Origin of the sequence: Limnospira sp. (genome assembly GCF_051859755.1) — a bacterium.
In the GTDB taxonomy this organism is placed as follows: Bacteria; Cyanobacteriota; Cyanobacteriia; order Cyanobacteriales; family Microcoleaceae; genus Limnospira; species Limnospira fusiformis.
In genome coordinates, this window is the sequence record NZ_JBIMLI010000015.1 from 26655 (window position 1) to 40608 (window position 13954).

The 13954-nt window shown below is 44.1% G+C and carries 9 protein-coding genes; 8 read left to right on the forward strand and 1 reads right to left on the reverse strand.

Annotation, left to right across the window (positions count from 1 at the left end; all coding sequences use genetic code 11):
- Window positions 1–12: 12 nt before the first annotated feature.
- From ACTIE0_RS04585 to ACTIE0_RS04615, 7 genes are all read left to right on the forward strand, one after another.
- Window positions 13–1296 carry a MarR family transcriptional regulator gene (locus ACTIE0_RS04585; RefSeq protein ID WP_006622392.1) on the forward strand — a complete coding sequence of 428 codons (1284 nt, stop codon included), beginning with the start codon at window positions 13–15 and terminating at the stop codon, window positions 1294–1296.
- Window positions 1290–2141: a mechanosensitive ion channel family protein gene (locus ACTIE0_RS04590; RefSeq protein ID WP_006622391.1), complete on the forward strand. Its 852-nt coding sequence runs from the start codon at window positions 1290–1292 to the stop codon at window positions 2139–2141. Before ACTIE0_RS04585 ends, ACTIE0_RS04590 begins: the two co-directional genes overlap by 7 nt.
- Before the next feature lie 117 nt (window positions 2142–2258).
- A complete protein-coding gene (locus tag ACTIE0_RS04595) occupies window positions 2259–3662 on the forward strand; it encodes a protein adenylyltransferase SelO (RefSeq protein ID WP_006618563.1) in 1404 nt (467 codons plus the stop codon).
- A 625-nt stretch (window positions 3663–4287) separates the two neighbouring features.
- Window positions 4288–4704, forward strand: a complete 417-nt coding sequence (locus ACTIE0_RS04600; protein WP_006618564.1) for an AbrB family transcriptional regulator — start codon at window positions 4288–4290, stop codon at window positions 4702–4704.
- 449 nt (window positions 4705–5153) lie between these two features.
- Window positions 5154–6866, forward strand: a complete 1713-nt coding sequence (locus ACTIE0_RS04605) for a CocE/NonD family hydrolase (protein ID WP_006618565.1) — start codon at window positions 5154–5156, stop codon at window positions 6864–6866.
- A gap of 19 nt (window positions 6867–6885) precedes the next feature.
- On the forward strand, window positions 6886–8148 hold the full coding sequence (locus ACTIE0_RS04610) for an L-lactate MFS transporter (RefSeq protein ID WP_006622388.1): 1263 nt from the start codon (window positions 6886–6888) through the stop codon (window positions 8146–8148).
- A 131-nt stretch (window positions 8149–8279) separates the two neighbouring features.
- On the forward strand, window positions 8280–11432 hold the full coding sequence (locus ACTIE0_RS04615) for a HEAT repeat domain-containing protein (RefSeq protein ID WP_439516846.1): 3153 nt from the start codon (window positions 8280–8282) through the stop codon (window positions 11430–11432).
- A gap of 51 nt (window positions 11433–11483) precedes the next feature.
- Here ACTIE0_RS04615 and sfsA read toward each other — a convergent pair whose 3' ends face one another.
- Window positions 11484–12215: a DNA/RNA nuclease SfsA gene (sfsA, locus tag ACTIE0_RS04620; RefSeq protein ID WP_006622385.1), complete on the reverse strand. Its 732-nt coding sequence runs from the start codon at window positions 12213–12215 to the stop codon at window positions 11484–11486.
- Window positions 12216–12288: 73 nt separating this feature from the next.
- Between sfsA and ACTIE0_RS04625 the strand changes: the two genes are divergently transcribed.
- The gene (locus ACTIE0_RS04625) at window positions 12289–13794 is read left to right on the forward strand and encodes a hypothetical protein (RefSeq protein ID WP_006670740.1); all 1506 of its coding nucleotides are present in this window, start codon (window positions 12289–12291) and stop codon (window positions 13792–13794) included.
- Window positions 13795–13954: the final 160 nt, after the last annotated feature.

A 13954-nucleotide genomic window follows, 5' to 3' on the forward strand; every position in this document is an offset into this window, starting at 1 on the left:
GAGGGACAATTGATGATTGATGATTGTCAATTGTCTTTTCCTTGTCTATTAGTCTGTTCCCGATTTACTAAACTACTCCTAATGGCGATCGCTCAAATTTTTAAACAGTTTGGGGCTTGGTTTCCCAGCGCACATCAAAAAATTAAAGCGCAGGCTGACGAGTTGGGGGACAAATTGAAGGGAATAGAACTTGACCCAATTCCACCTACCAATTTATTACGCCTCAAACAAGCTGTGGCTGAGTTGAAGACACCATTACCTCACCAGGAGTTATTGCGCGCACAATTGTCAAAAGCGATTAATTCCTGGTCGGAGGGGGCAGAATGTGATAATGCTATGGTGGTTTTGGCGAGTCCAGTAGAAGCTATATCGACCGTGTTTTGGGATACTTTGAGTTCCTCAGAACCGATTGAGGGTTTGACTCGCCAATGGCTGCCTTGGTCAGAGCGAGCTAAGAATTATACTATTATATCACAACTAGAAGAGAGTATTTTGCAGCCAAGTCAGGGTGAGCGATCGCTGGTGGTAATTCCTGATTTGAGTTGGTGTTTTTTGCGTTGTGTGGATGGTTTGCAGGGAATTGAAAGGCTAGGAGATGCGATTTTTAGCGATCGCTCAAGGTTTTGGCTGATTGGTTGTAACCATTGGACTTGGCTATATTTAGATCGAGTTTGTCAACTGGGAAATTTGGTCGGTGTGAAAACATCAATTCCGCCTCTCAGTGCGATCGAACTCAAGGAATGGTTAACTCCCGTATGGGAAACGGTAGATATACAATGGCGTGAAAAATCCGAGGGTGAGGAAGAAGAACCCCAGGAAAACTGGTGTTGTAGTGAGGAAAAACGATATTTTGAGCAGCTAGAAGATGTGTCTGAGGGTAATCGTGCGATCGCTGCTGAGGCTTGGCTAAATTCTTTGGGTATTTCCCCGCCGCCAGAAGAGGAAGAGGAGGAAGAAGGGGAAAACCAGACGCGAGAAAATCCTGATCAACCTTGGTTGGTCGATCGCCCTAGCATACCAGAATTGCCCAGTTTGACTAAAAGCGATCGCTTTTTGCTGTTTTCCTTAATATTACATGGTTCCATCTCTTTGCCTAACTTGTGTCTGACTTTAGGGGAGGGAGAGAGTGCAACTCAAACTCAGGTTCAGAAACTCATCCGTGATGGCTTAATTATCCGCCGTCCGGGAAACAGTGGCGCTGCGCCACGGTTTGCGATCAATGGTATTTACTACCCTCGTCTCAAGCGAGATCTCGATAACAATAAATTTCTGGTGGGTGGGGAGTATAAATGTTAATCGACATTTGGCTATATCAGTTATTGGCCGAAACTAACGGCGAAGCCGCCACTAACCCTAATCAAATTTTGGCCGATATCACCTTTGGGAAAATTATCTGGGGGGTCGTGATTGTTCTGCTGACCTATGGCGGTATTATACTTACCGAAAAGTCTCTTTACTGGCTTTCCGAACAGGTCCCGCTGCGGTTTCGTTTGGCGTTTAAACAGTCTGTACCCTTCTGGCGAGCCTTTATTTTTGGGTTAGCGGGGGTGATCTTGATTAATTTGTTTCTGGACTTATCCTCCACTAATCTGTTGGCGATAACTGGGACTGCTGCTGTGGCGGTAGGTTTTGCCTTTAAAGATTATGCCAGTTCTGTGATCTCTGGGATGATTGCTTTATTTGAAAGACCTTATCAAGTCGGCGATCGCGTCACTATTGATGGTCAGTATGGGGAAATCATCAGCTATGGACTGCGTGCGATCCAACTGCAAACCCCTGATGATGATATTGTCACCATTCCCCATAATAAAATGTGGACAGAGCCGATCATCAATGCTAATAAGGGTGAAGTAGAAGCACAGACCGCCGTTGATTTTTATTTTGCCCATGATGCCGATATCGATCGCATTATCCTTATACTATATAGAGTGGCTCAGACCAGCAAATATACACAACTTAACCTCCCCATTCTGGTTGTGGTAAATGAGAAGCCTTGGGGAACTTTGGTCAAGCTGAGATGCTATCCCATGGATGTTAGGGATGAGTTTATTTTTAAAACTGACCTAATTCGCCGCGCTAAAAAGACTTTTGGGGAGTTAGGCATTCCTTACCCGGTCTTACCCCCTAGAATCACTGATTAATCCCCAAATAGCCATCAGGCTGGAAAATTGGCGATCGCGATTATGCGATCGGATTAAGGGGGTTGTCAATTCCAATTTTTACCTATAAAATAATCGAGAATTGGAATTTTAGCCTTCATGTCCAATCCTTTTCTGTTTCTCGAATATGAACCCGCTTTTGAGAGCTTGGGGGATGATTATTATGATGTCGTAGCGGCCGCCTCCTTCCCGCTGCATATTTTGCGTTTCCGTAATGATGAATTGCTGCTCAAATTGGGAATTGACCCACAACCAACTCAGGATCAGGATTTTATAGAGGCCTTTGGTAAATTTGAAAGTGTGACGCAGTTTTTGGCGATGCGTTACCACGGCTATCAGTTTGGAGAATATAATCCTGGTTTAGGAGATGGTCGTGGGTTTCTGTATGGACAGATGCGCGGCATAGATGGGGAATTGTATGATTTTGGTACTAAAGGATCTGGTACAACTCCTTACTCTCGCCATGCCGATGGCCGACTGACTTTAAAGGGGGGAGTCCGGGAAGTATTAGCAGCAGAAGCACTCCACAGACAAGGGGTGAGGACTTCTCGATGTTTAAGTTTAATTGAAACCGGAGAAAAGTTATGGCGGGGGGATGAACCTTCCCCTACCCGGTCTTCGGTAATGGTGCGAATGAGTCGATCGCATATTCGGTTCGGAACTTTTGAGCGATTGCACTATTTTGGTCGCGCAGATCTGATCAAAAAACTCTTAGATCATGTGGTTGAGATTTATTACCCCCATTTATTAGACTCTGGCGATCGCTTCGTCGCCTTTTATCGGGAATTGGTGCAACGGGTAGCCACTTTAGCCGCTCAGTGGATGGCTGCTGGGTTTTGTCATGGTGTCTTAAATACCGATAATATGTCGATTACAGGGGAAAGTTTTGATTATGGTCCTTACGCATTTATGCCGACTTATGATCGGACTTTCACCGCTGCCTATTTTGACTATGGTAGGCTTTACTGCTATGGTAATCAGCCTTTGATTTGTCGGGGTAATCTGGAATTGCTGCAAAGACCTCTATCTATGGTGGCAGACTCAGATAGCCTCAAACAGGCTTTAGACAATTTCTTTGACTACTATCGTCAGGCTTACCAGGAATTGATCTTAAAAAAATTGGGCTTTGCAGAAGGACAGGTCTCTGAACCGGAAGAATTGATTAAGTTGACTATTGATTTGCTCAAAGACAATACAGTGGGATATCATGACTTCTTCTCCCAACTCAGGGAAGGCTTTACTCCCCTCTGGCGAGATGATGAAACTGAGATTCTCAAGAATATAGGAGATCTCAAACACCTAGTCCCCTGGCGACATCTGTACTGTCACCATTTGCAGTCTTTGTCTGGGGCCGAAATGGAACAGATGAAACAGACCCTCCAACAATATAACCCCACTACCGTTTTGCTCAGAACAGCTATTGAGGCGGTTTGGGAACCCATTGCGGCCGCTGATGATTGGGAACCGTTTTATCAATTACTCAATCAGATTAGATCAGAGTGATTTGCTGGCAGGTGCGATCGCTTTTTAAGCTATAGCATTTCCCGACCGGAAAACAGTCAAAGGTATTGCTCCTGTCAGGCTGTCTATGATACTCTGATAGCCTGTCGCCTGAAATGGCTGTTTTCCGCTATTAGGTTTGGTTCATCATACCCCCATTGGCGATCGCTTAATTGTGGGAGTCGGGAATGCTCACAACCACCGGATATGGCATTTTGATCCTGGGTTTTGGTCTAGTTTATGTCAAATCTTGTCAAGTGGAGTTCCTAGAGACCACAGATGCCTTCTCCGTACTCTGATCATATCCACGGTAACTGTATTATTTCAAAGTAATATATTCTGCCTTGATTTGTGGGACAATATTTATTTTGTGGCGGGATCTTAGCAGTCAAATCTACCTAGATTCTGTTATGGATGGCTTCCCCAGGGAAAAGGAAAGATTTGGGAATTTGCTTTGTCCATTTTTAGGGGATTTTCAGTCCACTGGTTCTGATTTGAACTGTTTGACCAAGTCGATGTCAGGAGTTGCCATAAAAAAAATTACCCCGCCGCGACATTTAAGTTATATGATCTATAAAATATCCAACAAATATGTTAGGATTGACTAAATTAGAAATGGAGTACATCAATGCCAAAAACTACAGCAGAAAAACTTCCAGAAGAACCGATGACCGGAAAGACTTTATTGCATAAAGTCAAATCACTCGGACCCAACTACTCTCGTCGTGAGACTGCCAAGCAGTGTGGCTATTACACCCGCACAAAAGATAACCAAACTCGTGCGAACATGACCGAGTTTTATGATGCACTGCTGGCGGCTAAAGGAATTGCCTTAGATCCGGGTCGTTCTAAAGATGGACGAGGTCGGGAAGCTAGTTACCGCGCTTGCGTTCATAAAAATGGCTCATTGGTGATTGGTGCTAACTATACCCAGGAAATGGGTTTGAAACCTGGTGATCAATTTGAGATTCGCCTGGGATCTAAACATATTCACCTGATTCAAGTTGAACCCAAGGGTATGGTTGATGAAGATGACGAAGAATAAGTAAATATCAGGCTCATCTGTCTTGATCACCAGTGAAGCATTACTCAGGTTGTCTATGGGCGCTTGGGTGTTTCTGGAGTGGCTGAATCCCAACGATGCGGCGAGAGTAAAATGCGGTTGGCATCAGTGTTTACCGCCCTCGGTTCTGCAAGGATGCCCTATGTTGATCGCCTACCAGATAGATGGCGATCAAAACCTAGCTAGGAATCAACATTAGTCCACCGCTGTGGGCTCCTCTATAATGCCTACAGTTGGCAACCTTTTCCACTATTTTAACTCGACGGAATGCGATCGCGACGGGTTCTGATTCGAGGTAGTGGAAAATTCAACAAGGACTCATTAAATTTTGATAATGTGGGGATTTAGGATTGCTCACCTGGTGAAGTGGTGAATCATATTGTGTTGGGCATCCTCACCCCACAGGTTCTGCCATGGAGTTCTTGTGATCTATGATAGTTCAAGAAACAGCATCCATGCTCACCAGAGATGGAGTCCGCTTGGATGCTGATATTTATCGCCCTTCTGGGCCGGGGAAATTTCCGGTATTATTAATGCGACAACCCTATGGAAGGGCGATCGCATCTACCGTAGTTTACGCCCATCCCCAATGGTATGCCCAACAGGGTTATATCGTAGTGATTCAAGATGTGCGCGGAAGGGGAACCTCTGAGGGAGTGTTTCAACTATTCGCCCATGAATTAGAAGATGGCCTTGATACCGTCAACTGGGCTGCTAATTTACCCCATAGCAATGGCTATGTGGGGATGTATGGGTTTTCCTATCAGGGGATGACTCAAATTTATGCTGCCAGTGGCTACCCACAGGCGCTAAAAACCCTCTGTCCCGCCATGGTCGCCTGTGACCTGTATCAGGATTGGGCTTACGAAGGGGGGGCTTTTTGCTGGCAGGTTAACCTAGCTTGGGGAATTCAATTAGCCACCGAAACCGCGCGCTTGCGGGGGGATGAACTCAGCTATAGGGGTTTATATAATCTTTCCCGGCATCTGCCCTTATACGGCGAAATTCCTGCCTCTCCTGAAACCTTTAAAAACCTGGCTGCTGATTCTTTCTATCATGATTGGCTACAGCATGATCAGCCGGGGGACTATTGGCAACATCTTTCCCCCTCCAGAGATAATCTCGATTTACCCATGCTGCACATTGGCGGATGGTTTGACACCTATCTGCGGGGGACAGTTCATTTCTATCAGGATATGGCTAATCGTAGTTCATCTCCCCAGTATTTGATTATTGGACCGTGGGGACATTTGCCCTGGGGCCGACAGGTAGGTGGTATTGATTATGGTCCAGAGGCTGTTAGTCCCATTGATGAATTACAGATCCGCTGGTTTGACCATTTTCTTAAAGGTATTGATACCGGACTTTTGGAAGAAAAACCTGTAACTCTGTTTTCTATGGGGGATAATTGCTGGCGAGAGTTTGACCAATGGCCGCAAGGATCTAGTCAATCTTATTTTCTCACCAGTACAGGTCTGGCAGCAATTCGATCAGATTCTGGTTTGCTTTTACCAGAGGATATAATAGCCGTCGAGGACGAAGAGGAGGACCAAGACCCAGACGAACACATTTTACCCGATACCGTGGATGTGTTGGTTCATGATCCTTTCCGTCCCGTCCCAGCCCTTGGGGGTCATGCTACTTTAACTCCTGGATCTTTTGACCGTCGCGCTTTGGACTGTCGCGCTGATGTCCTGACTTACACTTCTGATGCTTTGGATGAGGATTTACATTTAGCCGGAAATGTATTTGTTGAGGTTTACGGAGAGGCTGATAGTCCTAGTTTTGACTTGTGTGCTATTTTGTCAGAAGTGCGATCGGATGGGAGTGTCTGGAATTTTACTCAAGGTTATATCAGAGTTAATCAGCCAACCACCCCGATCCGAATTGATTTACAGCCTACCTGCATTTGCATTCCTCAATCCCACCAAATTCGTTTAAGTTTAAGTGGGGCTTGTTTTCCCGCTTATCCTGTCAATCCAGGGACCGGACAGCCCCCCAGTCAAACTCGACTCATTGATGGTCGTATTATTACCATATCCCTGAAAAGCGGCAATAGTTTTATGTCCCGTATCGTTTTGTCAGTTGATGCTGATCAAGATAGGGTTTATGATTGCGATCGCCAAATTTTAGCGAAAATTTAGCTGGGCTGGGGAGAAAATTATGAAAGCTGACCATCAAAATCATTCAGAATTGCGGGTTTTAGGACTACCACCAGACCAAGGAAGATGGCTACTCATTCCTTTGGGTATAACCGTTTTACTGTGTTTGGGGACTGTTTACTCTTGGAGTATTTTTAGGACTCCTCTAGAAAAAGATTTAGATCTCACCGCCACCCAAAGCCTGTTACCCTATACCGTGGCGCTGGTTTTTTATGCGCTGATGATGCCAATTACAGGTTTTTATATACCTAAATTTGGGACTCGCGCCACTACAGCAGTTGGTGGGTTTATTGTGGGTTTGGGCTATATTCTGTCTAGTTTTGCTGACAATATTATCACCATGACGATCGCCTATGGGGTCATTGCGGGGACTGGTGTAGGTATTACTTACGGCGTTCCCATGGTCGTTTCCGCCCGCTGGTTTCCTGATAAAAAAGGATTAGCCGTCGGGTTAACAATTATTGGTTTTGGCTTGTCTCCCTTAATCACCGCCCCCCTCGCTAAAGCCTTGATTGATAGTTATACCGTGCGACCAACCTTGCTGGTTTTGGGTATCACTTTTATGGTGATTATTGTGGCGATTTCTAATATTATGAAATTGCCCCCCCAAGATTGGCAACCTACCCAAAAAATCTCCACAACATCAGTTATTCCTACCCCCGTTGTCTACCCGCCTAAGATGCTAAAAAGTCCTTCTTTTTATGGGCTATGGATATGCTATGTTATTGGCACTTTTGTCGGGTTAAGTGCTATTGGCATTTCTAGCCCCGTGGGAGAAGAAATTATTGAAATTGACCCAAGATTTGCTGCTGGTAGTGTTTCCCTTTTTGCCTTGTTTAATGGGGTGAGTCGTCCCCTGTTTGGCTGGTTAAGCGATCGCTTTCCTCCTCGGTATGTAGCGATCGCTTCTTATACCCTGATTTTAATCGCCTGCATTTTAATGATTAATGCTGAGTCAGGACAGATAGCGACCTATTTAATTGCTTTCTGTCTATTTTGGTTTTGCTTAGGAGGTTGGTTAGCCCTTGCGCCGACTACCACCCTGCGATTATTTAACCCTGATGACTACGCCCAAAATTACGGTATTGTCTTCACCGCCTACGGTGTAGGTGCTTTATTAGGAACTTTGGTTGCGGGTAGTATTCGGGACTGGTTTGGTAGCTATACTTATGCCTTTTATCCCATGGGAATATTAGCCGTTATCGGAATCATAGTAGCGAGTTTTCTCCTGAAACCAGACAAGGCGAAACCAACTGATAATTGATAATCAAACTCCCTCGGACTCCCTCTCTGTCTGGGAGAGGGTTGGGTAGCCGACTTAATTTTGTGTTAAATTTAACCAGATTAACTAATCGGGTAGGCTAAAATGCGATCGGCATCTACTTCGGGTCATATATGAGGCTAATTAGATTAATTAGACAAAAGCTGAGGCTGAGAAAGTCAGGATCTCAGACCAAATTGCTAATCCATTTTGTCCTGTTAGGATTTACCATAATGGTCGCCCAAGCCATTGGTATGACTTTAGGGCGATCGCTATTTTTAGCCAAAGCAGGCGCGGAAAGTCTGCCTTTATTTTTCATCATCATGCCATTAATTTTAATGGTAGTCTCCGGTGGTTTTACCGCCATTATAGACCGCTTCAACCGTCCGCGACTGTTTCGCATTGTCTTAGCGGTTGCTGCTGTCTTAATCATCGGTATTCGGCTATTTATAAACCTCGATTTAATCCCCATTTATTTCACCCTCTATATTGTCATTTGGTTAATCTATATCCTGCAATTCCGCATCGAGTTTTGGACACTTTTATCAGACTATTTCACTAACTTAGAACTCAAAGAATACACAGCAATTATCTACCTGGGAACCACCGCCGGATATTTATTGGGCAGTATTTTGGTAGCCCTCATATCTGATTTTGTTACCTTAGAGAATCAGCTATTATTGCTCCCTATTTGTTATGGGATATCCATCGGGCAAATCTATTATTTAGAAGCCCATCAAACTCCCCTACCTACCGAGTATCAAAAACCCAAAACCCAGAAGTCTAATTTATCAGAAACCTGGCAGACCTTAACCAAACTATCCCGCCACTATCCTATTATTATCTTTCTCATTGCTAACGTATTTGGAACCGCCCTAGTCCGAGGGATTGGGGAGTTTCAATATTCCACTATTTATAGACAAGAATTCCCCGATAAACAGGAACTCGCCACCTTTCTCGGATATATTACCGCCGCCCTAACCGCCATTCAATTTCTGATTATTTCTGTAGGGACAACTCCCCTGATTAAAAAATTAGGAGTTCCTCGGACTAACTTAGTCTATCCTGTCATGTTATTAGGCAGTTTTATGGGACTATTATTTAGCTATAATCTCACCGCAGCCATGGGAATGCAGCTTACCTATAGAGCCTTATTTTATAGTATATTCCTACCTCTAACCAACCTTAATTATAATGCTGTTCCGGCTAGGTTTGGCGGTAGGTTGCGCGTGTGGGGAGAGGGTTTATTTTCCCCATTAGGGCAATCTATAGCTGGCATAATTTTAATGGTATTTTTGGGATGGATTAACCCCTATCAAGTCGTGTGGGTAGGAGTAATTCTCAGTGGTTTCTTAGTAGTTATTGGTTACTTCACCGGAAAAAGCTATGTCCAATCACTTTTGGGAATGTTACGGTCAGGGTCAGTTAACCTAAGTAGGGTGGGAGATGGCTTGTATCTCTCCAGTAAATATCGCCCAGAAGTGCGCCAGCTTCTTCAGGATAAGAACCCGCAAAATCAAGTATTAGGATTGGAGTTACTCCCTTATCTCGAAAACCCTAGGGATTTTTCATCTGATATTGAAAATATTTGGGTCAATGCTGATGACCAAGTGCGTCGGGCTGTCATTCGGTTATTTACTACTAAAAATATGGGTAATAACCTGGAATTTAAAAGCCTCCTATCTTCCCCTAAGCCTAAAGTCCGCAGCATGGCTTTAGAATTGTATATCGCCACAGGTTCCCCTCTGTCTGCGAGTCGCCTACAAACCTTATTACATGATGAAAGTCCCGAAGTGCGCGCCTTAGCTTGTGTCGCTATTTCTCAGACCGAAATTGATGGCTCAATTCAAGAACTTTATCACCAAGTTTGTCCGACTCAACCCGATATTACCACCCGGAGAGCATTATTAAGGGCGGCGGGGGAAAGTCGTAACCCTCAACTAATTCCTCTGTTAACAGAAGTCCTGAAAAATGCACCCCCAGATATTAAGCGTAAGGGTTTATTGGCTTTGGTGGAATTGTGCGATTATGAACCTATTAAATGCGGACAAATTGCCGCCTCTGAACTTAATCACGATCGCCCTACCGTCAGAATAGCAGCTTTACAGGTTATCCAACAAATTCATGATCAACAATGGTTGATCCAAGTTTCTCGTGCCTTGGAAGATGAGGATATCGCCGTCAGACAACAGGCGGCTAAAACTCTCAGTTTTTATGGTGATCAAGGATTAGCAGTATCGCAGGATTACCTGTTTTCCTCCCGTCCTGAAGTAGTGCGATCGGCGATTGTAGCTATTGGTTGGGTGCGGACAAAAACCGCTGAGAATATTCTTTATAATTTTATCCAGCCGGACTTAAAATTGATTAGTCGTACCCGGATATGGCAACTACATTTTGATGCTGATGACCCCCTCTTTGAAATGTTGCAAGTCGCTATCATAGACTACCAAAATTCTATGATTGAAAGAGTCTTTTATATCCTCTCTAGTTTGGGGCAAGAATCCACTGTAAATGCCGCTAAAGTCTTGTTATCAAGTTCCGATAAAAGGGCGCGTTCTCATGCCGTCGAAACTTTGGGTTCTTTGAGGCAAGGGCGGTTTATTCGTCCTTTAATGCCACTGTTAGAAACTATGGCAACCGGAGAAAATGTTAAGGCTTATAATGGGAGTTCTGAGATAAAAAAATACTCGGTTTTGTTGGAGGTTTTAGACACCCCAAATCATTGGTTAAAAATGGGGGCTTTGATGGCTTTTGCGGGTATTCCTGGGGCGATCGCTAAATCTGACCCTGACCCCATTATCCGTAAAATTGCCCAATCTTTAGTCTTCCAACCCCAGCAGTTATCAATTTCGGAGAATTTTATGATTGACCGCTTACTGTTACTCAAAAATGTTTCCCTATTTCAAACCTTGTCCTTAGATGAAATTTTGCTGATTGATAATGCTTTGGAGTCCGCCGAATATTTACCCGGAGAAATTATCTTTTCTGAGGGGACTATGGGGGAACGTTTTTATATTATCGTCAAGGGAAAAGTCCGCATTGTCCGAGAAGTTGAAGGGGAGGAAAAACAGTTAGCCCTATTAGAGGAAGGTCAACATTTTGGCGAGATTTCTTTGTTTGAAGACTTTTTGCGATCCGCTAATGCGATCGCTGCTGAACATTGTGTTTTACTCACCTTAGAAAAAACCCGTTTTGTCAGTCTAGTAACCCAGCGCCCCCAAATCCTTTGGGAAATCTGTAAATTTCTCAGCCAGCGTCTCCGGGATGTTAACTTAACCGCCCGTTAAATAGCCTTATCAGGGGTGATTATACATCAAAACCCCTGATAATTATCCCCTTTAATTAGCGGTCAATAACTCCGCTAATCCCAAATATTTAAACCCTTGGGGAGTCACATCAAAACGACAGGGCAGAATTTCGACTCCCGCCGCGATCGCCTCCTTAAATAAACTCCCATAAACCGGGTCTCCTGCATCTCCGGGCGCGAATTTCGGACAATCTCCACGATTAATAAAATACAACATTACCGCCCGATCGCCACCCTTCACAGTATCAATTAACTCCCTTAAATGTTTTTGTCCTCTCTCAGTTACCGTATCAGGAAATAAAGCCACATCCCCCTGACACCAGGTAGTATTTTTCACCTCCAGATAAATCAGTTGGTCGTCTCCTTCTAACAGAAAATCAACCCGACTTTTCCCCCCCACGCCATATTTAACTTCTCGCCTCACCTTTGTATATCCCCCCAACTGAGAAAATAAGCGTTTTTGCAAAGCGATCGCCACAATTCGATTAGGAAGACTCGTATTAATTCCCACCCAAGTAGGTTGATGATCTCCCACTTGGATTAATTCCCAAGTGTAGGCTAATTTGCGATTAGGGTTATCACTCTTCGACACCATCACCGGATTTTCGGGAATACAAACCCCCGTCATCGGGCCAGTATTGGGACAATGGGCGACAATCACCTCCCCAGAATTTAACTTAATATCTGCTATAAGTCGTTTATAGCGCTTAATTAACACCCCTTCATAAAGTTCCCCTAATGAATAAATCAAAGATTCGCTCATGATGACTTGCAAAATAATCCTAAACTGAGTTATAATTTTAACAGTAAATTGGCGAAATTAGGATAGACCCAATATGACCACTACCCCCCAGTCGCCCTCCCAGCCTAATCATTTCCCCACTTTAGAAGCCATCCGATATGGATTACCTAATATTTGCGGTTGGGAAGCAGATATCACCGCCGTAGTGAATCATAGCGATCGCCTTTTTCAACCCCTTAGCCACCTCAACCTAGACCAAATTACCGCCGGATTTGCTTGCGCCCTCCATATGCACCAACCCACCATTCCAGCGGGCGAAAATGGCGCATTAATTAGCAACCTGCAATATATGTTTGAACACCCCCACCAAGGCGATAATCATAACGCCGAACCCTTCGCCTGGTGTTATAAACGTATGGGGGAATTTATCCCGGAATTAGTAGCCAATGGCTGTCATCCTCGGATTATGTTAGACTATTCCGGTAACTTGCTATGGGGACTGCAACAAATCGGGCGAAATGATATCCTAGACACCCTCAAAAATATTACCTGTAACCCCCAATACTGGGTGAATGTGGAATGGTTGGGTACTATGTGGAGTCATGCAGTCATTCCCTCCACTCCAATTCGTGATATCAAATTACATATTCAGGCTTGGCAACATCATTTTGCCGCTATTTTTGGCAAGGATGCTTTAGCCAGAGTCAAAGGTTTTTCACCCCCAGAAATGCACCTACCCAACCATCCTGATACACTCTATGAATATATTAAATCCCTCAAAGAATGTGGTTATCAATGGTTAATGGTGCAGGAACATTCCGTAGAACGCCTAGACGGTTCCCCACTGCATCATGATGATAAATATATTCCCAATCGTTTAATCGCCCGCAATTCTCAGGGAGAAACAGTTAGTATAATTGCCTTAATTAAAACCCAGGGTTCTGATACTAAATTAGTCGCGCAAATGCAACCCTATCATGAAGCCAAGGGTCGGGGATTACAAAAATTAGGGGAATACATGGTTCCCAGTTGTGTGACTCAAATTGCTGACGGGGAAAATGGCGGGGTGATGATGAATGAATACCCTAGGGATTTTATCCCTCTCTGGTCTCAGATTAAAAATCATGGTCGGGGAACTCCTGGGGTTGTAGGTTTAAATGGTACGGAATATTTAGAATTGTTAGAAGCGGCGGGAGTGAAGCCAGAAGACTACCCGACTTGTCAGGCGATACAACAGCATCGAATTTGGGAAAAGGTAGACTCTGTTACGCCGGAAGCTGTGCAAAATGCGATCGCTCATTTACAGGAAACAGACCCCCAATTTCATATAGATGGTGCATCGTGGACTAATCATCTAAGCTGGGTAAAAGGATATGAAAACGTATTGGAACCCATGAACCAACTTAGTGCTGATTTTCACCGCAAATATGACCCCCTAGTTAACCAAGACCCGACCACAACCCGCCAACCAGACTATCAGCAAGCGTTATTATATAACCTACTATTACAAACGAGTTGTTTTCGCTATTGGGGACAGGGAATGTGGACGGACTACGCCCGAGCAATTTACGAAAGAGGTCAACAGTTAATTAATGGATAATGAAACTCCCTCTTAGTCTCCCCAACAGGGATAGGCACTCGGTAATTAATTATTAATTATTAATTATTAATTATTAATTACATAAGAGGTCAACAGTTAATTAATGGATAATGAAACTCCCTCTTAGTCTCCCCAACAGGGATAGGCACTCGGTAATTAA

Bases quoted from the DNA above. Each gene is read 5' to 3' on its own strand.
- sfsA (WP_006622385.1), bottom strand. From the start codon at position 12,215: ATGAGCGAATCTTTGATTTATTCATTAGGGGAACTTTATGAAGGGGTG.
- ACTIE0_RS04595 (WP_006618563.1), top strand. From the start codon at position 2,259: ATGTCCAATCCTTTTCTGTTTCTCGAATATGAACCCGCTTTTGAGAGC.
- ACTIE0_RS04600 (WP_006618564.1), top strand. From the start codon at position 4,288: ATGCCAAAAACTACAGCAGAAAAACTTCCAGAAGAACCGATGACCGGA.
- ACTIE0_RS04610 (WP_006622388.1), top strand. From the start codon at position 6,886: ATGAAAGCTGACCATCAAAATCATTCAGAATTGCGGGTTTTAGGACTA.
- ACTIE0_RS04615 (WP_439516846.1), top strand. From the start codon at position 8,280: ATGAGGCTAATTAGATTAATTAGACAAAAGCTGAGGCTGAGAAAGTCA.
- ACTIE0_RS04585 (WP_006622392.1), top strand. From the start codon at position 13: ATGATTGATGATTGTCAATTGTCTTTTCCTTGTCTATTAGTCTGTTCC.
- ACTIE0_RS04625 (WP_006670740.1), top strand. From the start codon at position 12,289: ATGACCACTACCCCCCAGTCGCCCTCCCAGCCTAATCATTTCCCCACT.
- ACTIE0_RS04605 (WP_006618565.1), top strand. From the start codon at position 5,154: ATGATAGTTCAAGAAACAGCATCCATGCTCACCAGAGATGGAGTCCGC.
- ACTIE0_RS04590 (WP_006622391.1), top strand. From the start codon at position 1,290: ATGTTAATCGACATTTGGCTATATCAGTTATTGGCCGAAACTAACGGC.